The following is a 22,809-nucleotide window of genomic DNA, read 5'->3' on the forward strand; positions in this document are numbered from 1 at the left end:
CGTTCAATCGGCGCAGAGGGAACAATCCCTCGCTCGACGAGTCGGGAGGCTGCCATGGACAGCTCGACCATCATGTGGATCGTCGTCGCGGTCGTCGCCGTGATCCTGCTCGCGCTGCTGGTGTGGTTCCTGGTGCGGCGTTCGCGGACGGCCGCAGCGGAGCGGCACGAGGCCGAGCGGGCGGAGGCCGCGGAGCTGCGGCGCGGCGCCGAGCGCGAGCGCATCGACGTGCAGGAACGCGAGGCGTCCGCCCAGAAGCTGGACGCCGAGGCGCGACTCCAGCAGGCCGAGGCCGACCGCAAGGCGGCCGAGGCCGCACGGCTCCAGCAGGAGGCCCAGGACCGCAACGCGAAGGTCGGCGAGAGCCGGGCCGACGTCGAGGAGCGGCTACGCCGCGCCGACGAGCTCGACCCTGAGCACCGGGCGACCACGGGTACCGTCTACGTCCACGACACCGACGAGGGCCACCGCCCGGAGCACCGCCCGGAGCACCGTGCCGACGCACCGCCGGACACCCGGACGGACCGCGCCGAGGGTGAGGGCCGGCACCACACCTGAGCGCCGCGCGGACGCCCCGCCGTCACAGACCGGTCAGACCCCGGGTCAACGTCGCCAGCCCGCCCACGTAGGCGAGGACGATGAGCACCCGGCGGGTGGCGTTCGCCGAGACGCGCGGGGCGAGCACCTCGCCGATCGCGAGCCCGCCGACGATCGACACCATGAGCAGCACCCACTGCCACGCGTCCATGGCGGGGAACGACGCGTCCGCCAGGACCAGCTTGGCGACCAGCGCCGCCAGGGCGTTCACCGCGAAGAACGGTTGGGCCGTCGCGGCGAACCGCTTCGCGTCCCAGCCGCTGAGCACGGAGTAGACCGCCACCGGCGGTCCCCCGATGCCCGCCGCCACGGACCCGAACCCGCTGGCCACGCCCGTCACGGCGAGCGGCCAGCGCGACTCGCCGTCGAGCGGGTGCGCCCCCTCGCGGCGCAGCCGCGTCGTGACGACGGCCAGCGTCATCGCCACGATGACGACCGCGCCCACCGTCGCCTCGAGCGCCGGTGCGCTCACGTCCCGCAGCAGGAGCGCGGCGGGCACCGTCACCACCACCGACGTCAGCGTGAGCCAGGCGAACTTGCGCCACTCGACGTCGCGCACCACCCGGCCGAGGATGATCGTCGAGGCGATCGCCCCGGAGAGGTTGACGAAGAGGACGCCCTCCAGCGGGCCGACGATCAGCACGATGAACGGGCCGGCGACCAGCCCGAAGCCCATGCCCGTCACCCGCTGGAGGATCCCGCCGACGAGGATGGCGAGGACGAGGAGGGTGAGCACCGCCCCACGGTACGCCGCGGCCCGGCTCGTCCCCGCCACCGGTGGCGCGCACGGGCTGCGAGGTCGGGCACACTGGGCGTCGTGGCCCGGAAGAGGACGGCGAGCGGCGGCACCCCCGCCGTGCTCGCGCTGGAGAAGGCAGGCGTGCCGCACACGCTGCACCCGTACACCCACGACCCGGCGAGCGGCCTGAGCTACGGCGCGGAGGCCGCCGCGGCCCTCGGCGTCGCGCCCGAGCAGGTGCTCAAGACCCTGATGGCAGACGTCGACGGCGCGCTGGTCGTCGCCGTCGTCCCGGTCACCGGATCGCTGGACCTCAAGGCGCTCGCCCGCGCCGTCGGCGGCAAGCGCGCCGCGATGGCCGACGTCGCCCGCGCCGAGCGAGCGACCGGCTACGTGGCGGGCGGCATCTCGCCGCTCGGTCAGCGCGCCCGGCACCGCACCGTCCTGGACGCCTCGGCTCAGGAGTTCGAGACAGTCTACGTCTCCGGCGGACGCCGTGGGCTCGACCTGGCGCTGGCGCCGACCGACCTCGTGCGGCTCACCGGCGCGACCGTCGCGACGATCGGTCGCTGACCCGGTGGACGCACGGCGCGAGGTCCCGCTGACCACGGACGAGCTGCGCACGGTCACCGCCTACGGCATCGAGTGCGCCCGGACGGTCCTGGAACACTTCACCGCCGCGCACCCCGAGGACCTTCGGCCGCTCGAGGCGCTGACGGCGGCCGAGGCCTTCGCGCAGGGCGGCCCGCGGCGGGCGGCGCTCCGGGCCGCCGGCTGGGCCGCTCATCGCGCGGCCCGCGACGCCGGTCCGACCGCTGCGGGGGAAGCCGCCCGCTCCGCCATGAGCGCGGCCGCCGCCGCGTTCCTGCACCCCCTCGCCCAGGCCCACCAGGTCAAGCACATCCTGGGGGCGGCCGCCCATGCCGCCCGCGCCGTGGAGCTCGCCGCCGGCGACTCCCACCGCGCCGGGGAGGACCACCTCGCACGGCTCCGGGCCCTGTCCGACGCCGGCGTACGAGGGGTCCTGCTGCGCTACCCCGAGGCGCCTCCGGGCGGCGGACGCGTCGGCGAGCTGCTGCGAGACCTCGACGCCGCGCTGCGCGAGGAGGCCTGAGGCCCGCTACGCCGTCCGCTGGTACGTGGGGTACCGCGCGTCGCTGGGCACGATGTCCTTGCCGAGCGGCAGCAAGGAGATCGGGATCATCTTGAGGTTCGCGATCGCGAGCGGGATGCCGATGATCGTGATCGCCTGGGCGATCGCCGTCAGCACGTGACTGATGGCCAGCCAGATGCCGGCGACGACGATCCAGATGATGTTGCCCAGCACCGACCACGCGCCCGCCTGCGGCTTGTCCACCACCGTCCGTCCGAACGGCCACAGCGCGTACCCGGCGATGCGGAACGACGCGATGCCCCACGGGATCGTGACGACGAGCACGCAGCAGATGATGCCCGCGACGGCGTAGCCGAGCGCGAGCACGAGCCCGCCGAAGACGAGCCAGATGATGTTGAGCAGTGCCTTCACCCCTTGATTCTCGCACCGCAGGCCACGGCGCGGGACCCGGGATTCCCCTGAGCGCACCCTGGCCTTCGTAGACTGGCCGCATGCCCACTCCCCCGGTCCACGACCGGCTCGCCGCGGTGCGCGCGCGGGTCGACGCCGCCGCGACCGCCGCCGGACGCGACCCGGCCGACGTCCGGCTGCTGCTCGCCACCAAGACGCAGGACGCCGGGACGGTGCTCGCCGCGGTCGAGGCTGCCGCCGCCCTGGCCGCGGCCAGGGACGACGACGCCCCGCCGCTGATCGGCGAGAACCGCGTGCAGGAGCTCGTCGCCAAGGCTCCGGCGCTGGCGGACCTCGTGGCGGCCGGCCGCCTCGAGGTGCACATGATCGGCAACCTGCAGCGCAACAAGATCAACCAGATGCTGCCGGCGGTCACCGGCCTGGAGACCGTCGACCGCGCCTCCCTGGCCGACGCGCTCTCCGAGCGGGCCGTGCGCGCCGGCCGCACGCTCGACGTCATGGTCCAGGTGAACGTCTCGGGCGAGGAGAGCAAGTCCGGGGTGGCGCCGTCGGACGCCGTGGCGCTGGCCCGCCACGTGGCCGCGCTGGACGGGCTGCGGCTCACGGGACTCATGACGATCGGGGCCCGCTCCGACGACGACGGCGTGGTGCGGGCCGGTTTCGCCCGGCTGCGAGCGCTCCGGGACGAGGTCCTGGTGAGCGGCGCGCCCGGCACGGACGAGGCACGCGAGCTGTCCATGGGGATGTCGGGCGACCTGGAGCTCGCCGTCGCCGAGGGCGCGACGATCGTGCGCGTGGGGACCGGGGTGTTCGGCGCGCGCCCTACCCCGGCGTAGGCGGGCTCTGCGCGGGCCCGCCGGTCCCGCGGGCGAGCAGGTCGACGGCGGCCTCCGCGTTGGCACGCCCCGTCCCGCAGGCGAGCACGACCCCGGCGCCGGGGCGGCTCCGGAGCACGGGGTCGACGAGGTGGTGCGCCGCCGGGGTGCCGGTATGCACCACGTGCACCTCGCCGCGGCACGCCAGGATCGCGGTCAGCCGGTCCCCCTCGGGCGTGCCGGGCACCGGTTCGCGCGTGACGACCACGAGGGGCCGGCGCAGCCCAGGCGTCTCCTCCCGCCAGGCGGCCAGCAGCCCGGCGAAGCGTTCGTCGTCCAGCGGTGGGTGCACGACGGCGTCCGGCCACCGCCGTGCGACAGCATGCTGCACCTGCTCCGACCGGCGGCCCGCGGCGTGGTCGAGCCGCAGACGCAGGTCGACCACCTCGGGGGCGGCAGAGAGCGGCTCCAGCCCGACGCCGAGCGGACGGACCGCGGCGACCGCGGCCCGACGCCCGACCTCGCCGAGCTCCCTCAGGGCCGCCCGGGCAGCCTCCGGTCCGGTCTCGGCGCCGGCCCGGCGGCGCCGGGCACGGATGGTGGCGACGGCTGCGGCGGTGCGTGCCGCGGAGTCCTGCAGCCGCTGGACTCCGATCCGCCCTGCGGCGACGGCGTCGGCCAGGGCTCCGACGGCGTCGCGGAACAGCCCCTCGTCGTCGCGTCCCGCGGTGGTGCCGAGACACAGCAGGTCGGCCCCCGCCTCGACCGCTCGGACGGCCGCCTCGCCGACGTGGGCCCCGTCCGAGACGGCCCCCATGTCGAGCGCGTCGGTGATGACCGGGCCGTCGAACCCCAGATCACGGGCCAGCCGCACGGTGGCGGGCTCGAGGGAGGCCGGGCCGGGACCGAGGTCGGGAACCACGACGTGCGCCGTCATGAGCGCGTCGACGCCCGCGCGGCCGTCCGCGTCCGGTGCGAACGCCTCGACGAACGGCAGCAGGTCCCGACGGCGCAGCGCGTCCAGCGAGGCGGTGACGACGGGCAGCTCGAGGTGCGAGTCCGTCGTCGTGCCGCCGTGGCCCGGGAAGTGCTTGGCGCACGTGCCGGCACCGCCCCGGTGCAGGCCGCGGGCGAACGCGAGCCCGTGCCGCGCGACACGCTCCGGCACGTCGCCGAACGCCCGGACGCCGATGACCGGGTTGCCCGGGACGTCGACGTCGAGCACCGGTGCGAGATCGAGGTCGACGCCGACGGCGGCGAGCAGCCGGCCGAGCGCCGCTCCGGCCTCGTGGGTGAGCCGCTCGTCGTCGACGAGCCCCAGGGCGGCCGCGCCCGGCAGCGACGAGCCGGAGCCCGCCTCGAGGCGGGAGACGTCGCCACCCTCCTCGTCGACGGCCACCAGCAGACCCGGCGAGGCCTCGTGCAGCCGCGTGGTCAGCCCGGCCGCCGTCGCGACGTCGGGCGTGTTGTGCGCGAACAGCACCACACCGGCCAGGCCGTCGCGCGCCGCGTCGAGGACCCAGGAGGGCGGCTGCGTCCCCGTGAACCCGGGCAGCAGCACGCCGAGCACGGCCCGGCGGACGCCGGGGTCGGTGGGATCTACGGGGTCGGCGGTACCGGCGAGACGTGGCGCCACCGGCTCAGCCCTTCACGGCACCGGCGGTCAGGCCGGAGGCGAGACGGCGCTGCACGAGGATGAAGAAGATCATCACGGGCAGCGTGATCAGCGTCGACGCCGCCATGATCGCTCCCCACTGGTTGGAGAACTGCCCGAAGAACGAGCGCAGGCCGATGGCCACGGTGTAGTTCTCCGTGGCCGCGCCGAGCAGCGTCATCGCGAACAGGAACTCGTTCCAGGCGGTGATGAAGCTGAAGATGCTCGTCGCGACGAGACCGGGTGCCACGAGCGGGAACAGGACGGAGCGGAACATCCGGCCCCAGGTCGCCCCGTCGAGGTAGGCGGCCTCCTCCAGCTCGACCGGGACCGCGGCGACGAAGCCGCGCAGCATCCAGATGCCGAACGGCAGGGCGAGCGCCACGTAGACCACCACGAGCCCGAGGAGCTGTTCGAGCAGCCCCAGGTCACGCACCTGCACGAACAGGGGGATCACGAGGGCCTCGAGCGGGACCATCTGCACGACCAGCACCATGAGCAGCACCTGGGTGCGGAACCGGAACCGGAACCGGGCGACCGCCACCGATGCCAGCAACGCCAGCAGCGAGGACACGACGACGGTCACCAGGGCGACCACCACCGAGTTGCGCAGGAAGACGTCGAACCCGCCCTCGGTGAGCACGAACTCGAAGTGGTCGAGCGTCGGCTCGGCCGGGACGAACGACGAGCCCCGCCCCGCGCGCGCGTCGAACGCGCTGACCAGCATCCAGTACGCCGGGAACAGGGTGAAGAGCAGCAGCCCGGCGACAGCCAGGCCCTTGCCCGCCCGCACGGCGGGCGTCGGGCGCCGTGTGCTCAGCAGGCTCACAGCTCGTCCTCCTTCAGGATGGTGCGGACGTAGACGACCGTGACGACGAGCAGCATCAGCGTCAGGAGCACGGCGATGGCCGAGCCGAACCCGTAGCGGTTCTGCCCGAAGGACTCGACGTAGGACCACACGCCCAGGTTGAGCACCTCACGGTTCGTCCCGGCGCCGCCGGGCATGAGGAAGACCTGGGCGAAGACCTTGAAGTCCCAGATCGTCGACAGGATGATCACGACGGCGAACACCTGGCGCAGCTGCGGGACGATGATCGAGAAGAACCGCCGCCATGCGCCGGCACCGTCGACCTCGGCCGCCTCGAGCAGCTCCTTCGGGACACCGAGGAGGCCGGCCAGCACCGTGACCGCCACGAACGGGAAGCCGTGGTGGACGATGTTGATCAGCACGATGGCGTAGAAGGACCAGCGGTCGGTGAACCAGTTCACCGCCTGGTCCTGCAGCCCGAGCGACTGCAGGACGTGGTTGAACACGCCGCGGTCGGCGTCGAAGATCCACACCCACACGTACGTGCCCGTCACGGCGGGCATCGCCCAGGCCGCCATGATCGCGCTGGACACGATGGTGCGCCACACCGTGCCGAGCGACGCCAGGAGCACCGCGACGGCGGTGCCGAACGCGACGGTGCAGGAGACCGCGAGCACCGAGAAGCCCACGGTGTTCGGCAGCACCACCTGCCACAGCTGGGCCGAGGTCAGCACCTCGGTGTAGTTGTCCAGGCCGATCCACACCGTCTCGCCCGAGACGATCTGGGGCAGCCCGTAGTCCTGCAGGGAGAAGAGCAGGACCCGGATCAGCGGCCACAGCATGAGGACCGCCAGGACGACCAGCGCCGGCGCGAGCAGGAGCCAGGGCCGGCTGCGGGCGACGAGGGAGCGGCCGCGGACGCGGTCGGCGCCGGCAGGTGCGTTGCCGCGCCCTGCCGGCGCCGAGACGCGAGTGGTGCTCGTCATGCGTCAGCTGCCGCCGTTGAGCAGGCTGGTCATCTCCTCGGCAGCGGCGCTGCTCGCGGCGGCGACGTCGGCGTCGCCGGACAGGATCGACTGCATCATGGTCGAGGTGGTCCCCTTCGCCTGCACCGCCCCGAAGTGCGGCGAGACGGGCACGGACGCTCCGCCGTCGACGAACTGCTCCGCGAACGGGGCGACCAGCGGGTCGGTGCTGGCCAGCGTCTTGTCGAGCAAGGACTTCTGCCCCGGGAAGTAGCCCGCCTGCTCGCCCCACTTCGTCGCGAGCTCGCCCGTGGTCATCATCTCGATGAACGCGAACGCGAGGTCCTTGTTCTCGGCGGTCTCGAACATGCTCAGGTGGGAGCCACCGAGCACCGACGGGGAGATCCCGCCGTCCTGGCCGGGGATCGGCACGGCGGCGAACTTGCCCTCCATGTCCGCGTTGGCCTCGACGATGGCACCCGGGGTCCAGGACCCCATGATCGCCATGCCCACGTCGCCCAGGGCGAAGGCGTCGAGGACGTCGGTCTCGCGCCAGGTCGTCGCCCCGGCGGACGACAGGCCCTGCTCGGCCAGGCCGGTCCAGAACGACAGCCCCTCCTGCGCCGCGGGGCTGTCGAGCTGCGACGTCCAGGTGTCACCCTCGAGCGTGGCGACGTCTCCGCCGGCGCCCCAGACCCACGGGTAGACCGTGAACTCGGCGTCGCCGGGGACGGCGACGGCGATCTTGTCCGGGAACTCGGCCTTGATGGCCTGTGCGGCGGCCTCGAGCTCGTCCCAGGTGGTGGGCGGCTCGACGCCTGCCTGCTCGAAGATCTCCGTGTTGTAGACCAGCGAGCGCACGCCGGCGTACCACGGCATGCCGTAGAGCTCGCCGTCGTAGGTGCCCGCCTCGACGAGCCCCTCGACGAGGTCGCCGTCGAGGCCGGCCTCCGCGACGTGGTCACCGAGCGGTGCGAGCGCACCGGCGTCGGCGAACTCGGGCGTCCACGTGGTGCCGGTCTCGGCGACATCCGGCGTCGTGCCGCCGGCGATCGACGTGACGAACCGGTCGTGCGCGTCCCCCCACTCGACGAACTCGACGTTGAGCTCGGCCCCCGTCTGCTCGGTGAACGCCGTGCCGACCTCCTCGAAGAAGGCGTCCGCGCTGGGGTTGGTGCCCTGCATGATCCACACGTCGAGGGTCTGCCCCTCGGCGTCGGTCGCGCCGCCGGTGCTACCTCCCCCGTCGTCGGAGCCGCAGGCCGAGACCGCCAGCGTGACCGCCGCCGTCGTGGCTACCGCCGTCGCCATCCTGAATGTGTGCCGCCGCATCGCTACCTCCGTCGCTCGCGGTGCAGGCCGGGCCGTGGAACCTCTGCGTCCCGACCCGAGACCTCGTTGTCCGTAGCGGCGCTGTTCGGGCAGATAACAAACGTGAAGAATAGTTTCCCCCACGCCGCTTGCCCTGAACCATAGTGTCCTCGACCGACGGACGAAAGTCCGCTCCCGACTTCGTGACCGGACGGTGACCTCAGGGGACCCGGTGGATCCACTCCCGCGTCGCGAACTTCGTGCGCACCAGCTCCTCCGCGCGCTCGAGCTCCTCGGGCCGCAGCTCCGAGTCGGTCGTCCGGTAACGGCTGCGGAAGTGCTTGTCGAACGCGTCGAGGATCGCCTCGCGTGCCAGGCCGGTCTGCGAGCGCAGCGGGTCCACCCGCTTGTTCGCGCTGCGGGTGCCCTTGTCCGACAGCTTCTCGCGGCCGATGCGCAGCACCTCGAGCATCTTGTCCTGGTCGATGTCGTAGGCCATCGTCATGTGGTGCAGCACCGCTCCCCCGGCGAGGCGCTTCTGCGCCGACCCGGCGAGCTTGCCCACCGGCGACGCGACGTCGTTCATGCCGGCGAAGTGTGCCTCCACCCCCACGTCCGCGAGCGCACCGAGCACCCAGTCGTCCAGGAACGCGTACGACTGCTCGAAGCTCAGTCCGTCCACGAGCGAGGCCGGCACGACCAGGGAGAACGTCACGCAGTTGCCGGCCTCCATGAACATCGCCCCGCCCCCGCTGATGCGCCGCACCACCGTGACGCCGTGCCGGTCCACGCCGTCGTCGTCGATCTCGTTGCGGTAGGACTGGAAGGACCCGATGAACACCGCCCGCTCGTCCCACTCCCAGAAGCGCAGCGTCGGACCGCGGCGACCCTCCGCCAGCTCCTCGGTCAGCACCTGGTCCAGCGCCGCCAGGGTGCGCGGTGGCAGCGGCCCCGGACGCAGCACCTCGAACGTGTGGTCCTCCCAGGACGAGGCGCGGCCCAGGGCACGGCGCACGGCGACCGCCACGGACCACGGGTCGAACCCGACCAGCGCGACGGGGCCCGCCAGCGAACCGTCCGCCTCGGCGGCGCTCAACCCCTGCTCGACGGCGACGGCCAGGTCACGGGGTGACGTCCCCTCGGGGAGGCCGGTCAGCGCCGCGTCGATGACGCCCAGCGCCTCGTCCGGCTCCAGGAAGAAGTCGCCGCTCAGCCGGACGTCGGTCAACCGGCCGTCCGCGACCTCGACGTCGACCGCCACGAGCTTGCCACCGGGGACCTTGTACTCTCCTCGCACGGGTCCACGGTAGCCCGCCGTCAGCGTGGACGGGGCCATCGATGAGACGCTGTGCGCGTGACCTCGAGCGGTGCACCACCAGGACGACGCGGACCGGGAGCGACGACGGACGGTGACGTGCTCGTCCGGCTCCGGCAGGCACGCCCCACGCTGCCCCCGGCCGAGGCGCGCGTCGCCGACGTCGTCCTCACCGACGTCGCCGCCGCCGTCGGCGCCACGATCTCCGAGCTGGCGGTCCGGGCCGGAACCTCCCAGGCGACGGTCGTGCGCTTCTGCCGGACCGTCGGGTACACCGGCTACGCGGAGTTCCGCATCGACCTGGCGCAGGCGGCGAGCCGCCGGGCGGTCGAGCTGGAGCGCTCCGGCGTCGCCCAGGGAGAGATCAACCGGACCGACGACGCCACCGACGTCGTGCGCAAGATCGCCTTCCACGAGGCGCGCGCCATCGAGGAGACCGCGCGCCTCCTGGACCTCGACGCGCTGGAGAGCGCGGTGGGCGCCGTCGCCCGGGCCGACCGCATCGACGTGTACGGCGTCGGGTCGTCGGGCCTGACCGCACAGGATCTCGCGCAGAAGCTGTCCCGGATCGGGCTCGTGTGCCTCGCCCCCGTGGACTCGCACCAGCAGCTGCAGTCGGCCGCGCTGCACGGCAGCGGCTCCGTCGCCGTCGCGGTGTCCCACACCGGGCGCACCGTGGAGCCGGTCCAGGCGCTGACCCTGGCCCGCGCACGCGGGGCGGCGACGGTCGCGATCACCAACTCCCCCGCCTCGCCGCTGGCCGAGACCGCGGACGTCGTGCTGACCACCGCCGCGCGCGAGACGCAGTTCCGCTCGGGCGCCCTGTCGAGCCGGATCGCCCAGCTCGCCGTGGTCGACTTCCTGTTCGTGCGCGTCGCGCAGCGCCGGTTCGAGGCGACGACGGCCGCCCTGGCGGTCACCTACGACGCCGTCCAGCAGCACCGCATGGACCCCGGCTCCCGCTGAACGTCAGCGAGGGTCGACGCCGGCGTGCACCAGGCCGTACACGTGCGCGTCGATCAGGGCCTCCCAGGCCGCCTCGATGATGTTCGGACCCACGCCGACCGTCGACCACGTGTGCTGGCCGTCCGTGGTCTCCACCAGGACGCGGGTCGTCGCGTCGGTCCCGTGCTCGGCATCGAGGATGCGCACCTTGAAGTCCACCAGGTCGAACTTCTCGATCTGGGGGTAGACCCTCGTCAGCGCGTGACGCAGCGCCTGGTCGAGCGCGTTGACGGGACCGTTGCCCTCACCGGTCACGACGATCCGCTCGCCGCCGGCGTGCAGCTTCACGGTGGCCTCGGCCAGCGCCTCGGCGTCGCGCCGGTCGGCGTTCGGCGTGCCGCCCGACCGGCCGCCCGAGGTCTCGACGATCGCGCGCCAGGACTCGATCCGGAAGTAGTGCGGCCGGTCCCCCGTGAGCTCCTCGCGCAGGATGAGCTCGAACGAGGCGTCGGCCGCGTCGAACGTGTACCCCTGCGCCTCGGCGTCCTTGACCCGCGTGGTGACCCGGGTGAGCAGCTCGCCCTGGCCCGCGAGGTCGAAGCCGAGCTCGCGGCCCTTGAGCTCGATCGACGCCCGCCCGGCCATGTCGGAGACCAGCATCCGCATGTCGTTGCCCACGGCCGTCGGGTCGATGTGCTGGTACAGGTCCGGGTCCACCTTGATCGCGCTGGCGTGCAGGCCGGCCTTGTGGGCGAACGCGCTCGCCCCGACGTAGGGCTGGCGCGCGTGGGGTGCGATGTTGGTGATCTCCGCGACCGCGTGCGCGATCCGGGTGGACTCGGCCAGGCCGTCGCCCGGCAGCGTCCGGATCCCGCTCTTCAGCGCGAGGTTCGCGACGACGGCCACCAGGTCGACGTTGCCGGTGCGTTCGCCGTACCCGTTCACGGTGCCCTGGACGTGCGCGCAGCCCGCGTCGACGGCAGCCAGCGTGTTCGCGATCGCGCACCCGGAGTCGTTGTGGGCGTGCATGCCGAGCAGCGCGTCGCCGGGCAGCGCGTCGCGGCCGTGGGCCATCCCGAGGGACTCGCGCAGCTCCGTGACCACGTCCCCCACCCAGGACGGGAGCATGCCGCCGTTCGTGTCGCACAGCGCCACGACCTCCGCGCCAGCCTCGAAGGCCGCGACGACGGCGGAACGCGTGTAGCCGGCGTCGTACCGGTAGCCGTCGAAGAAGTGCTCCGCGTCCACCACCACCCGGCGGCCTTCGCCGACCAGGAACTCCACGGTGTCGCGGATCATGGCGATGCCCTCGTCCGGCGTCGTGCGCAGCGCCCGCTCGACGTGGCGGACGTCCGACTTGGCGACCAACGTGACCACGGGCGCCTCGGAGTCGAGCAGCGCGCGCACCTGCGGGTCGTCCCAGGCCCGGGTACCGGCCTTGCGCGTCGAGCCGAACGCGGCGAGCACCGCGTGACGCAGCTCGATCTCCTTGGCGGCACGCCGGAAGAACTCCGTGTCCTTGGGGATGGCGCCGGGCCACCCGCCCTCGATGAAGCCGACCCCGAGCTCGTCGAGGAGCGGTGCGATCGCGAGCTTGTCCGCGACGGAGAGGTTCATCCCCTCCTGCTGCGCACCGTCGCGCAGGGTGGTGTCGTACACGTGGAACGGGGCGGTGGCCATCGGTGGCTCCCGTGGGATCGATAGGACAACGGCTCTGGACAACAAAAAAGACCCTCCGGGTACGGAAGGTCTGCGCGTCCGGTCAGGTGGACCGGACGCGCTAGCTAATGAGGCAGCGGCAGCGCGAGTGGCGCCGGGATGCACGAGTCATGGCTCACATAGTGCCACAGCACTTCTGCGAGGTCACCCGTGTGTCCAGCGGGTGGGCGAGGGCCAGGTGTGGTCGGCTAGGGGGCGTTGACCACACGAGGAGGACGACCGTGAGCGATCCCCAGCGGCCCTACGGCGCGGAAGACCCCACCCGGAGCATGGGTAGGGTGCCCTCCGACGAGCAGCCGCCCGGCGTCGTCCCCGTGCCGGGCCGGCCGAGCTGGTCGCCTGCCCAGCCGCTCCCGCCGCAGCGGCCGCAGCTCGACGTCGGCCGCTACTGGGCCGGCGCCGCCGCGACCGTCCTGGTGTGCGCGCTCCTCGGCCTGGCCGCGTCCGTCATCTTCGACGAGGTGTTCGACATCGGGCTCTACGCGCCGCCCGACGTGCTCGGTGCCGGCGACGACGCCTCGTGGGCCGGCGCCGGCGCCGTCTTCGCCCTGCTGGGCGCGGCGGTCCTGCACCTGCTCGTCGTCATCGCGCCCCGGCCGCGCATGTTCTTCGGGTGGCTCGTGGGCCTGACGACCGTGATCCTCGCCGTGCTGCCGTTCACCGGGAACCCCGACCCGCTCGCCGGGGCCATGACGGCGCTGGTGTGGGTCATCCTCGGCCTGGCCGTGTCGTCCATGCTCGGGTCGGTGCTGGGGCGCACCCTGTCGGTGCCCGTCACGACCACCTGACGGACGTGCCGGCGGTGCCGGTGCCGAGGTGGGTGGCCAGCGACGCGGCCTCGGCCTCGATCGCCTCGCGGCGCTCCGCGGCAGCAGGACCGATCGCGGTCAACCGGATCTCGGCACCCTCGTCGGAACGCACCACGCTCCACGTCCCCGCGACCCGGCCGTCTGCCCAGAAGGTGGGCAGGACGTCGCCGTTGCGGCGGTACACCGCTGACGCCCCGGCGTCGTCGAGGAAGCGCCGCCGGTCCTTCAGCGCGACGAGCAGGTGCTCCCACCGCGGCAGGAAGCGCACGGGTACGGGGACGTCCGCCGGCACGACCTCGCCGTCGGGCAGGTCCAGCAGCTCCGCCCCGCCGGGACCGCCGAGCACACGAACGCCGATCCCGGTGAGCGCCGCCTTCAGCGGCGTGGCCCGGCGGATGCCGAGTCCGTGGCCGATGTCGGCACGGGTGGCGGGGCCGAACGCCCGCAGGTAGCCGACGACGGCGCGCACCCGGGCGGCGTCGACGTCGGGCCGCTCCGTGACCTCGCACCAGGTGGCGCCGTCGGCGTAGGAGGCCGGGACGTCGGCCTCGCCGGTGCTGCTGGGCGGCACCCGGACCAGACCGCCGCCTGCCGAGGCGAGCCGCCACCACGGTCGGCTCACGCCGTCCGGTACCGCGGCGGTCACGTCGACGCCGGGATACCGCTCGGCGGCGAAGGCCTCGATCTGGTCCACGGTGCGGGCCGTGGCGCGGCAGAGCTCGCGCACCTCGGCGTTGAGCTCCACCAGGTCCACACCCGCTCGGCGGGCGCTGGCCCGCCACGTCGCCAGGCGCTCGGCCGCGCTGACGGCGTCGAGATCCGCCCAGCGCGCCGCGGGGACCACGTGCAGGGTCGAACGCATGACGGTCGCCCGGACGACCTCGCGGTCGGCGAGGGCGTCCCGGAGGTCGGACGTCCGTCCCGTCCGCCGCGCCCAGAGGGCCGTGGCCGGCATGTCGGGATGCTGCGCCTGCAGCCCGCCGACCGCGCCGACCACCTCGGCGACCGCGCCGTCCGCGCGCGCGAGGAGGAGCTGCCGGGCCAGCGTCGTCCGGCCGAGCTCGTCGAGCGTGACCTCCGTCGTCATCGTCGATGGGCCGCCGTGGGCACTCAGGCCAGGCGACGCATCCAGCCGTGGCGGTCCGCGGCGCGACCGTACTGGATGTCCGTGAGCTCGGTGCGGATCTGCATGGTCAGGTCGCCAGGCTCGCCGTCGCCGACGGTGTGGTCGAACGTGCCCCCGGCCAGGCGACCCACGGGCGTGATCACGGCCGCGGTGCCACAGGCGAAGACCTCCCGCACGCTGCCGTCGGCCAGCCCGGCCACCAGCTCGGCGAGCGGGATGCGGCGCTCGACGACGTCACGCCCCCGGTCGGAGGCGAGCTGCAGGATCGACGAACGCGTCACGCCCTCCAGGATGGAACCGGTGAGCTCCGGCGTGTGGACGCTGCCGTCGGCCATGACGACGAACACGTTCATGCCGCCGAGCTCCTCGAGGTAGGAGTTCGTCGTGGCGTCGAGGAAGCACACCTGGTCGCAGCCGTTCTCCTGCGCCTGCGTCTGCGGCAGCAGGCTCGCGGCATAGTTGCCGCCGCACTTGGCATCACCCGTGCCGCCGGGGCCGGACCGGTGGTAGTCCTCGGCGACCCAGATCGACACCGGCCGCACGCCCCCGGCGAAGTAGGGGCCGACGGGCGAGGCGATGCACAGGTACTCGACCTCGGCCGCGGGACGCACCCCGAGGAACGCCTCGGAGGCGAACATGAAGGGACGCAGGTACAGGCTGGAGTCCTCGCCCGAGGGCACCCACGCGCGGTCCGTGCGGACGAGCGCGGCGATGGACCCGATGAAGTCGTCGACCGACAGCGCGGGCAGCGCCAGCCGGTGGGCCGAGCGGGCGAACCGCGCGGCGTTCGCGTCCGGCCGGAAGGTCCACACGGAGCCGTCCGCGTGCTTGTACGCCTTCATCCCCTCGAAGATCTCCTGCGCGTAGTGCAGGACGGCGGTGGCCGGGTCGAGCTGGAGGGGCCCGTACTTCTCGATCCGGCGGTCCAGCCAGCCGGTGTCCCGGCGCCAGGTGATGCGCGCCATGTGGTCCGTGAAGACCGTGCCGAAGCGCGGCTCGGCGAGCGCGGCCTCGCGTTCGGCGTCGGGCGTCGGGGCGTCGGACTGCTCGACGTCGAACAGTGCGACGAGGTCCTCGAGCTCGGCGGGGAGGATGGCGGAACTGTCGGTGCTGGTCATGTCTGCGGACCCTTTCACGTGCGGACCTGTGTAGTCTTCCACGGCTTCGCCACCGTGACCTACGCGAGCACCGGTCCGACCCGGGGAAGATGCACCCTGCGGCCCCTCCCCAGCACCGACCGGGCTCAGCCCGCTACTCGTGCGGCGAGGTCCCGGCCGACCTCCGCCGTCGTACGCACCGTGTCACCGCGGCCCGCGAGGTCCGCCGCCACGGCCGCCTCCACGCGCCGCGCCTCGTCGGCGAGCCCCAGGTGCTCGAGCAGCAGCGAGACCGACAGCACGGTGGCCGTCGGGTCCGCCTTGCCCTGGCCGGCGATGTCCGGAGCCGAGCCGTGCACGGGCTCGAACATCGACGGGGCGGTGCGGTCGGGGTTGATGTTGGCCGACGCGGCCAGGCCGATACCGCCCGTGATCGCAGCCGCCTGGTCCGTGAGGATGTCGCCGAAGAGGTTGTCCGTGACGATCACGTCGAACCGCGACGGGTTCGTCGTGAGGAAGATCGTGGCCGCGTCCACGTGCAGGTAGTCCGTGGTGACGTCCGGGAAGTCGGCGTTCACGGCCTCGACCGTGCGGCGCCAGAGGTGCCCGGCGTGGACCAGCACGTTGTGCTTGTGCACGAGCGTCAGGTGCTGGCGGGGACGCGCCTGGGCGCGCGCGAACGCGTCGCGGACGACGCGCTCGACACCGAACGCGGTGTTGACCGACACCTCCGTGGCGATCTCGTGGGGCGTGCCCGTCCGCACCGATCCCCCGTTGCCGACGTACGGCCCCTCGGTGCCCTCGCGGACGACGACGAAGTCGACGTCGCCGGGCTGGGCCAGCGGGCTGGTGACGCCCTCGTAGAGCTTGCCGGGGCGCAGGTTCACGTAGTGGTCGAGCGCGAAGCGGAGCTTGAGGAGCAGACCGCGCTCGAGGACGCCGGACGGGACCGTCGGGTCGCCGATGGCGCCGAGCAGGATCGCGTCGTGCTCGCGGATGCGCTGGAGATCGGTTTCGGTGAGGGTCTCGCCGGTGGCGTGCCAGCGACGCGCTCCGAGGTCGAACTCCGTGGTGGAGACCTTGATGTCGGACCCGGCGACGGCCGCGTCCAGGATGGCGAGCCCCTGCTCGACGACCTCGGTCCCGATACCGTCTCCTGCCACCACTGCCAGGTCGATGTTGCGCGTCATGGACCGAGCCTACGCCGCCTCAGGTCATGATGCGGACACCCGTCTCGCGATACGGACGCCCCGGAGCGGGACTACTGCTCCCGGGCCGACAGCACGCAGAACTCGTTGCCGTCAGGGTCGGCGAGCACCGTCCACGAGGCGCCGTCGGGCTGGCCGACGTCGATCACCGTGGCGCCCAGCCCGACCAAGCGCTCGATCTCGGCGTCCCGGTCGTCGCTCGTGTGCGGCGCGAAGTCCCAGTGCAACCGGTTCTTGCCGGACTTCTCGTGCTCGACCCGGACGAAGACCATCCCGGGCGGCACCCGGTGGAACTCGAGCTGCTCGGTGAGCTCACGCGCCCAGGGCGGCACGATGACCACCTCGTCGTCGGACTCGTAGACATGATCCCAACCGAGAGCCTCGGCCCACCAGCCGGCCAGGCGCCGTGCGTCGGTCGACTCCACGACCGTCGAGTACCAGCGCAGCGACATCGTCGTCCCTCCCTGCGGCCCGCAGGCACGGGCCTCACTCCGAGTACAGCACCGTGAAGCGTTCGCACACCACCGGCATCGACGGGTCGAACTCGTGGGCGGTCCCGGCGAGCGTGCGCCGCCAGTAGCGCTCGTGCTGCTCGCGCCACGACTCGAGGGTGCGGTCGTCCTCGCCCTCGGCCCAGGCGTGCTCGGCGCTGACCTCGTCGAACGGCACCGTCTCGACCTCGGTCGTCCGGATCAGCGCCCGCGGGTCGCCCGCGCCGTCCAGCAGGATCGACAGGTCGCCCCGGCGGGGCATCTGCTCCGCCGACTCGTCGTACTCGACGACGAGGGACGCCGTCGCGGTCTTGGTCCCGGCGAGCACGAGCGCGAGCAGCTCGTCCGCGAGCTCGGGGTTGTCACCGAACGCCCACGCGGGCGGCGGCACCACGTTCTCCGACCGTTCCCCCACCGCGCCGCCGTGACTGGTGCGACCGGCGCTCGGGCGGGCCGTGTCCCAGAACCGCGTGATGTGCTCGGCCTGTGCGGTGTCCGCGAGGTGCGGCTGCGCGGGGTCCGGAGTTCCGCCCTGGGGCGTCGCGTCGCTCATGCGGCACATCCTGCCATCGCCGGCACGGCCGTGCCGCGGAACGCGCCGGGCGCAGAGCACGTGCGGCCGCCACCCCCGGGTCGGGGTGGCGGCCGCACGCGTCGTTCGCTGACGAAGGGTGGGTGTCAGCGAGCGGCGCTGCCCTCCTGGTAGTCGGAGTCAGCGGGCTTGATCCACGCGAACATCTTGCGCAGCTCGCGGCCGGTGGTCTCGATGGGGTGCGCCTCGCCCTTCGCGCGCAGCTCCTTGAACTCCTGGCCGCCGTTGTCCTGGTCGGCGATGAAGCGCTCGGCGAACGCACCCGACTGGATGTCCGCGAGCACCGCCTTCATGTTCTCCTTGACCTCCGGCGAGATGACCCGCGGGCCGGAGACGTAGTCGCCGTACTCCGCGGTGTCGGAGACGGACCAGCGCTGCTTGGCGATACCGCCCTCGACCATGAGGTCGACGATGAGCTTGAGCTCGTGCAGCACCTCGAAGTAGGCGACCTCCGGCTGGTAGCCGGCCTCGGTGAGCGTCTCGAAACCGTACTGCACCAGCTGCGAGGCACCGCCGCACAGCACGGCCTGCTCGCCGAACAGGTCGGTCTCGGTCTCCTCGGTGAAGGTGGTCTTGATGCCGCCGGCGCGCAGGCCGCCGATGCCGGCCGCGTAGGACAGCGCGAGGTCCCAGGCCGAGCCGGAGGCGTCCTGCTCGACCGCCACGATCACCGGCACGCCACGGCCGTCGACGTACTCGCGGCGCACGAGGTGTCCCGGGCCCTTGGGCGCGACCATGAGGACGTCGTGACCGGCCTCGGGCTTGATGTAGCCGAAGCGGATGTTGAAGCCGTGGCCGAAGACGAGCGCGCTGCCCTCGGTCAGGTTCGGAGCGATCTCGTCGCGGTACAGGTCACGCTGGACCTGGTCCGGGGCCAGGATGACGACGACGTCGGCCTCCTTGACCGCGTCGGCGACGGGGAGGACCTTCAGGCCCTCGTTCTCCGCCTTCTGCTGCGACGACGAGCCGGCGCGCAGGCCGACCCGGACGTCGACGCCGGAGTCGCGCAGGTTGAGCGCGTGGGCGTGGCCCTGGCTGCCGTAGCCGATGACCGCGACCTTGCGCTGCTGGATGATGGACAGGTCGGCGGCGTCCTCGTAGAACATCTCGGCCACGGTGGTGCTCCTCTTTCTCGGGTGGTTCGCGTCGGGGGTGGTGTCGGGTAGATGGTGCTGGAGATGATGCCGGGCGGCGGCAGGGCGTGCGAGCGTCTCAGGCGCTGCGCACCCGTTCCAGCGCCCGGTCGGTGATGGACCTGGACCCGCGCCCGACGGCGAGGGTTCCGGACTTGACGATCTCGCGGACGCCGTAGGGGGCGAGCGCGGCCAGCAGCGCGTCGAGCTTGGCGGCGGTGCCGGTCGCCTCGACGACGACCGTGTCCGGCACGACGTCGACCACGTGCGCACGGAAGAGCTCGACGACCTCGAGCACCCCGGACCGCGTCGTGGCGTCCGCCTTGACCTTGACCAGCAGCAGCTCGCGCTGCACGGACACCTCGGCGTCGAGCTCGACGATCTTGATGACGTGCACCAGCTTGTTCAGCTGCTTGGTCACCTGCTCGAGGGGGTGCTCCTCCACGTCCACCACGACGGTGATCCGGGAGATCTCCTCGTGCTCGGTGGGACCGACGGCGAGCGAGTGGATGTTGAAGGCGCGCCGGGCGAAGAGACCGGCGACGCGCGTCAGGACGCCGGGCTTGTTCTCCACCAGGACGGACAGGGTATGGCGAGACATCGGCTCAGTCCTCTCGTTCCCAGGCGGGCGAGATGCCCCGCGCGTACTGGATGTCGTCGTTGCTCACCCCGGCGGCGACCATGGGCCACACCATCGCGTCGCGCGAGACGTTGAAGTCGACGACGACGGGACGGTCGTCGATCTCGTTCGCCTTCTTGATGGCGTCGTCCACCTCGGACTCGTGCTCCACGCGGATGCCGACGCAGCCGTAGGCCTCGGCCAGCTTCACGAAGTCGGGGATCCGCACGGTGCCGTGCCCGGTGTGCAGGTCCGTGTTGGAGTACCGCTCGTTGTAGAACAGGGTCTGCCACTGGCGGACCATGCCGAGGGAGCTGTTGTTGATCAGCGCGACCTTGATCGGGATGTCGTTGATCGCACAGGTCGCCAGCTCTTGGTTGGTCATCTGGAAGCAGCCGTCGCCGTCGATCGCCCAGACGTCGCGGTCGGGCTCACCGACCTTGGCGCCCATCGCCGCGGGGACGGAGTAGCCCATGGTGCCCAGGCCGCCGGAGTTGATCCACGTGTTCGGCCGCTCGTAGCGGATGAACTGCGCGGCCCACATCTGGTGCTGGCCCACGCCGGCGACGTAGATCGCGTCGGGTCCGGCGATCTCACCCAGCCGCGAGATCACGTGCTGCGGGGCGAGGTGGCCGTCGGCCGTCGCCGAGAAGCCCAGGGGGTAGGTCTCGCGCCAGGTGTCGATCTGGTGCCACCACGCCTCGACGTCCGGCTTGCCCACCCGCTCCTGCTCCGCCCGCAGAGCGGGCACCAGCTCCTCGATGACCTCGCGCAGGTCGCCGACGATCGGCACGTCCACCGCTCGGTTCTTGCCGATCTCCGCCGGGTCGATGTCCGCGTGGACGATGGCGGCGTGCGGCGCGAAGCTCGACAGCTTGCCGGTGACGCGGTCGTCGAACCGCGCACCCAGGGCCACCACGAGGTCGGCCTTCTGCAGGGCCGCGACGGCGGGCACCGTGCCGTGCATACCCGGCATGCCCAGGTGCTGCGGGTGGGAGTCCGGCACGGAGCCGCGCGCCATGAGCGTGGTCACGACCGCTGCCCCGGAGGTGTCGACCAGGCGCCGCAGCGCCGCGGAGGCGCCGGAGCGGATGACGCCACCGCCCACGTACAGCACGGGGCGCCGGGCGGTGGCGAGCAGCTTCGCTGCCTCGCGGATCTGCTTGGCGTGCGGCTTGGTGACCGGGTGGTACCCCGGCAGCGCCAGCTCCTGCGGCCACGAGAACGTGGTGCGCTCCTGCATCGCGGACTTGGCGATGTCGACCAGCACGGGGCCCGGGCGGCCGGTCGAGGCGATGTGGAACGCCTCGGCGATGGTGCGGGGGATCTCGTCCGGGTCCGTGACCAGGTAGGAGTGCTTGGTGACCGGCATCGTGATGCCCACGATGTCCGCCTCCTGGAAGGCGTCCGTGCCGATCGCCGGTGCGGCGACCTGCCCGGTGATCGCCACCATCGGGATGGAGTCCATGTTCGCGTCGGCGATCGGAGTGACGAGGTTCGTCGCACCGGGTCCCGACGTCGCCATCGTGACGCCGACCTTGCCCGTGGCGTGCGCGTAGCCCGAGGCCGCGTGGCCGCCGCCCTGCTCGTGACGCACGAGGATGTGGCGCAGCTTCGCGGAGTCCATCAGCGGGTCGTAGGTCGGCAGGATCGCACCGCCGGGGATACCGAAGACGTTCTCGACCCCGACGGCCTCGAGCGACCGGACGATCGACTGCGCGCCCGTGACCTGCTCGCCGACCACGTGGTCGACGCCGCGCGGTGCGGTGCGTGCAGCCACCTGGGCTGGTGTCGGGTTCGGCTGGCCCATGGGGTCTCTCCTGCCGCTCGATCGGGTGGATCCAAGGAATTTACGCAATGAAAAACCCCCCGGTCCCGGTGCCTGGGGACTGACGAGGGGTGAGCGCGCTGACGAAGCCTGTGCGGTGGCTCAGCCGGCGCGCTCAGGAAGTACTACAAGGAGAATCGTCTGCACGTGACGCACGTTACGCCGTCGGACGGTGGATGTCACGCCGTGGTCCGACCGTCCCGCATCGTGGACAAGGCGTCGTCCGGGTCGTCGTCGAAGGCCGGCAGACCGTCGATGCTCGTCACGTTCTTGCGACGGCGGTACTCCGCCTGCCCCTCCGGCCCCTTGCGGTCCATGAAGGCAGGCAGCAGGTCCCGCTCCCCCACGTGGTCGTACAGCGGGACGCCGTAGCCGCACGAGTCCGAGACCCGGTCGACGTCGACCACGATGACGGCACGCGCCCCGCGCCGTTCGGTGAAGTGCTCGGCGAGCGCGGCGAACTCGGCGTCGTACAGGCTCACCACCCGGCCCCGGCCGTGCAGGCGCACGATGTTCGGCGGGCCGGTGAAGGCGCAGAACATCAGCGTGACACGCCCGTTCTCGCGCAGGTGCGCGATGGTCTCCGCACCCGACGCCGTGATGTCCAGGTAGGCGACCGTGCGGTCGTCGAGCACCACGAAGGAGCCGTCCACGCCCTTGGGCGAGACGTTGACGTGACCGTCGCCGGACAGCGGCGCCGTGCCGACGAAGAAGACGCGCTGCGCCTCGACGAACGATCGCAGGCGGTCGTCGATCCGTTCGTGCACCGTTCCCATGCGGGCAGCATGCCAGGTGCTCGCGGGCGAGGCGGGCGCTGCTCACCTGGCGGGCGCCGGGCTCACCGTTCGACGGGCCACGTGCACACGCACGCCTCGTTGCCCTCGGCATCGGCGAGGACCCACCAGTCCGGCGCGAACTCGTCGGTGACGAGCCGGCCGCCCGCGGCGACCGCGTCCGCGACGCGCTGGGCGGCGACGTCCGGACCGACGTACACGTCGAGGTGGACGCGGTTGCGCTGCTCGCGCGGCGCGTCCATCTGCTGGAACCACACCGTCGGCAGGTGCCCGGCAGGGTCGACGAGGGCCGGAGCGGGCTCCTCGGACCCGCTGCCGACGGCCGGCTCGTAACCGAGCACGGCCCGCCAGAACGGTTGCACGGCCCGGCCGTCGAGCACGTCGATGCCGATGGTGAGCCCCGTCGGCGCCGCCGGGTCCGCCGGGACGTCGAGCTCCCGGGCCGCTCGCGAGACCTGCACCGCGAGCGCCACGTCCCGCTCGCTGAGCCCCCCGACGTCGTGCGACGTGAGGCGCACCACCACGGTCCCGTAGCGCAGGTCGACGTCGGGGTGGTGGTTCGCGGCCTCGGCCAGCTCGCCGATCGCCTCGACGAGCTGCACCCCCGTGGTGAAGCTGCCCGTGCGGAAGACCGCGGACGCCCGTTCGTCGGCCGTCACGCGCCAGTCGCCCGTGCCCTCGGCCACCTGGAAGTCGGCAGCGCTGATCCGATCGTTCAT

Annotated in this window: 24 protein-coding genes; 6 read left to right on the top strand and 18 right to left on the bottom strand. The window is 72.6% G+C overall.

Annotation, left to right across the window (positions count from 1 at the left end):
• Positions 1–54 precede the first annotated feature (54 nt).
• Positions 55–558 carry a hypothetical protein gene (locus BCL65_RS12940; RefSeq protein WP_106268654.1) on the top strand — a complete coding sequence of 168 codons (504 nt, stop codon included), beginning with the start codon at positions 55–57 and terminating at the stop codon, positions 556–558.
• Between the two features lie 22 nt (positions 559–580).
• Here the strand turns inward: BCL65_RS12940 and BCL65_RS12945 are convergent, their stop codons facing one another.
• Positions 581–1,333, bottom strand: a complete 753-nt coding sequence (locus BCL65_RS12945; protein WP_106268656.1) for a sulfite exporter TauE/SafE family protein — start codon at positions 1,331–1,333, stop codon at positions 581–583.
• An 81-nt stretch (positions 1,334–1,414) separates the two neighbouring features.
• Here BCL65_RS12945 and ybaK point away from each other — a divergent pair, with 81 nt between their 5' ends.
• On the top strand, positions 1,415–1,909 hold the full coding sequence (gene ybaK, locus BCL65_RS12950) for a Cys-tRNA(Pro) deacylase (RefSeq protein WP_207767719.1): 495 nt from the start codon (positions 1,415–1,417) through the stop codon (positions 1,907–1,909).
• Between the two features lie 4 nt (positions 1,910–1,913).
• Positions 1,914–2,450 (top strand): putative immunity protein, encoded by a 537-nt coding sequence (locus BCL65_RS12955; protein ID WP_106268658.1) that lies wholly within the window; start codon positions 1,914–1,916, stop codon positions 2,448–2,450.
• Between the two features lie 6 nt (positions 2,451–2,456).
• Here BCL65_RS12955 and BCL65_RS12960 read toward each other — a convergent pair whose 3' ends face one another.
• A complete protein-coding gene (locus BCL65_RS12960) occupies positions 2,457–2,861 on the bottom strand; it encodes a YccF domain-containing protein (RefSeq protein ID WP_106268659.1) in 405 nt (134 codons plus the stop codon).
• Positions 2,862–2,941: 80 nt separating this feature from the next.
• Here BCL65_RS12960 and BCL65_RS12965 point away from each other — a divergent pair, with 80 nt between their 5' ends.
• A complete protein-coding gene (locus BCL65_RS12965; protein ID WP_106268661.1) occupies positions 2,942–3,697 on the top strand; it encodes a YggS family pyridoxal phosphate-dependent enzyme in 756 nt (251 codons plus the stop codon).
• Here BCL65_RS12965 and BCL65_RS12970 read toward each other — a convergent pair.
• From BCL65_RS12970 to BCL65_RS12990, 5 genes are all read right to left on the bottom strand, one after another.
• Positions 3,684–5,312, bottom strand: a complete 1,629-nt coding sequence (locus BCL65_RS12970) for a glycoside hydrolase family 3 N-terminal domain-containing protein (RefSeq protein WP_243401040.1) — start codon at positions 5,310–5,312, stop codon at positions 3,684–3,686. The two genes, BCL65_RS12965 and BCL65_RS12970, sit on opposite strands and share 14 nt — an antisense overlap.
• Before the next feature lie 4 nt (positions 5,313–5,316).
• On the bottom strand, positions 5,317–6,159 hold the full coding sequence (locus BCL65_RS12975; protein WP_374956681.1) for a carbohydrate ABC transporter permease: 843 nt from the start codon (positions 6,157–6,159) through the stop codon (positions 5,317–5,319).
• Positions 6,156–7,124, bottom strand: coding sequence for a carbohydrate ABC transporter permease (locus BCL65_RS12980; protein WP_106268665.1), 969 nt, complete (start codon positions 7,122–7,124; stop codon positions 6,156–6,158). The genes BCL65_RS12975 and BCL65_RS12980 overlap by 4 nt, the downstream gene beginning before the upstream one ends.
• A gap of 3 nt (positions 7,125–7,127) precedes the next feature.
• Complete coding sequence (locus BCL65_RS12985) at positions 7,128–8,414, bottom strand: sugar ABC transporter substrate-binding protein (RefSeq protein ID WP_243401041.1); 1,287 nt, start codon at positions 8,412–8,414, stop codon at positions 7,128–7,130.
• 220 nt (positions 8,415–8,634) lie between these two features.
• Positions 8,635–9,711: a lipoate--protein ligase family protein gene (locus BCL65_RS12990; protein WP_106268747.1), complete on the bottom strand. Its 1,077-nt coding sequence runs from the start codon at positions 9,709–9,711 to the stop codon at positions 8,635–8,637.
• A 57-nt stretch (positions 9,712–9,768) separates the two neighbouring features.
• Here BCL65_RS12990 and BCL65_RS12995 point away from each other — a divergent pair, with 57 nt between their 5' ends.
• On the top strand, positions 9,769–10,695 hold the full coding sequence (locus BCL65_RS12995; protein WP_106268749.1) for a MurR/RpiR family transcriptional regulator: 927 nt from the start codon (positions 9,769–9,771) through the stop codon (positions 10,693–10,695).
• Between the two features lie 3 nt (positions 10,696–10,698).
• Here BCL65_RS12995 and cimA read toward each other — a convergent pair whose 3' ends face one another.
• Positions 10,699–12,354, bottom strand: a complete 1,656-nt coding sequence (gene cimA / locus BCL65_RS13000) for a citramalate synthase (protein ID WP_106268668.1) — start codon at positions 12,352–12,354, stop codon at positions 10,699–10,701.
• Between the two features lie 260 nt (positions 12,355–12,614).
• Between cimA and BCL65_RS13005 the strand changes: the two genes are divergently transcribed.
• Complete coding sequence (locus tag BCL65_RS13005; protein WP_125206544.1) at positions 12,615–13,181, top strand: hypothetical protein; 567 nt, start codon at positions 12,615–12,617, stop codon at positions 13,179–13,181.
• Here the strand turns inward: BCL65_RS13005 and BCL65_RS13010 are convergent.
• The 10 genes from BCL65_RS13010 to BCL65_RS13055 all read right to left on the bottom strand — a co-directional run bounded on the left by BCL65_RS13010 (position 13,168) and on the right by BCL65_RS13055 (position 22,809).
• Entirely contained in the window at positions 13,168–14,289 is a 1,122-nt protein-coding gene (locus tag BCL65_RS13010) for a winged helix DNA-binding domain-containing protein (protein WP_106268671.1), read from the bottom strand. The genes BCL65_RS13005 and BCL65_RS13010 overlap by 14 nt on opposite strands.
• A gap of 23 nt (positions 14,290–14,312) precedes the next feature.
• Positions 14,313–15,446 carry a branched-chain amino acid aminotransferase gene (locus tag BCL65_RS13015; protein ID WP_106268672.1) on the bottom strand — a complete coding sequence of 378 codons (1,134 nt, stop codon included), beginning with the start codon at positions 15,444–15,446 and terminating at the stop codon, positions 14,313–14,315.
• Between the two features lie 125 nt (positions 15,447–15,571).
• Positions 15,572–16,615, bottom strand: coding sequence for a 3-isopropylmalate dehydrogenase (locus BCL65_RS13020; RefSeq protein WP_106268674.1), 1,044 nt, complete (start codon positions 16,613–16,615; stop codon positions 15,572–15,574).
• Between the two features lie 71 nt (positions 16,616–16,686).
• Positions 16,687–17,085 (bottom strand): VOC family protein, encoded by a 399-nt coding sequence (locus BCL65_RS13025; RefSeq protein WP_106268675.1) that lies wholly within the window; start codon positions 17,083–17,085, stop codon positions 16,687–16,689.
• Positions 17,086–17,119: 34 nt separating this feature from the next.
• Positions 17,120–17,677, bottom strand: a complete 558-nt coding sequence (locus tag BCL65_RS13030; protein WP_106268677.1) for an ASCH domain-containing protein — start codon at positions 17,675–17,677, stop codon at positions 17,120–17,122.
• Between the two features lie 125 nt (positions 17,678–17,802).
• Positions 17,803–18,831 carry a ketol-acid reductoisomerase gene (gene ilvC / locus BCL65_RS13035; protein ID WP_106268679.1) on the bottom strand — a complete coding sequence of 343 codons (1,029 nt, stop codon included), beginning with the start codon at positions 18,829–18,831 and terminating at the stop codon, positions 17,803–17,805.
• Between the two features lie 97 nt (positions 18,832–18,928).
• Entirely contained in the window at positions 18,929–19,450 is a 522-nt protein-coding gene (gene ilvN, locus BCL65_RS13040; RefSeq protein WP_106268681.1) for an acetolactate synthase small subunit, read from the bottom strand.
• Between the two features lie 4 nt (positions 19,451–19,454).
• The gene (locus tag BCL65_RS13045; protein WP_106268683.1) at positions 19,455–21,278 is read right to left on the bottom strand and encodes an acetolactate synthase large subunit; all 1,824 of its coding nucleotides are present in this window, start codon (positions 21,276–21,278) and stop codon (positions 19,455–19,457) included.
• 197 nt (positions 21,279–21,475) lie between these two features.
• Positions 21,476–22,072: a pyridoxamine 5'-phosphate oxidase family protein gene (locus tag BCL65_RS13050; RefSeq protein WP_106268685.1), complete on the bottom strand. Its 597-nt coding sequence runs from the start codon at positions 22,070–22,072 to the stop codon at positions 21,476–21,478.
• Between the two features lie 62 nt (positions 22,073–22,134).
• On the bottom strand, positions 22,135–22,809 hold the full coding sequence (locus BCL65_RS13055) for a VOC family protein (protein ID WP_106268686.1): 675 nt from the start codon (positions 22,807–22,809) through the stop codon (positions 22,135–22,137).

The organism is Isoptericola halotolerans (assembly GCF_003003075.1).
Classification (GTDB): domain Bacteria; phylum Actinomycetota; class Actinomycetes; order Actinomycetales; family Cellulomonadaceae; genus Isoptericola; species Isoptericola halotolerans_A.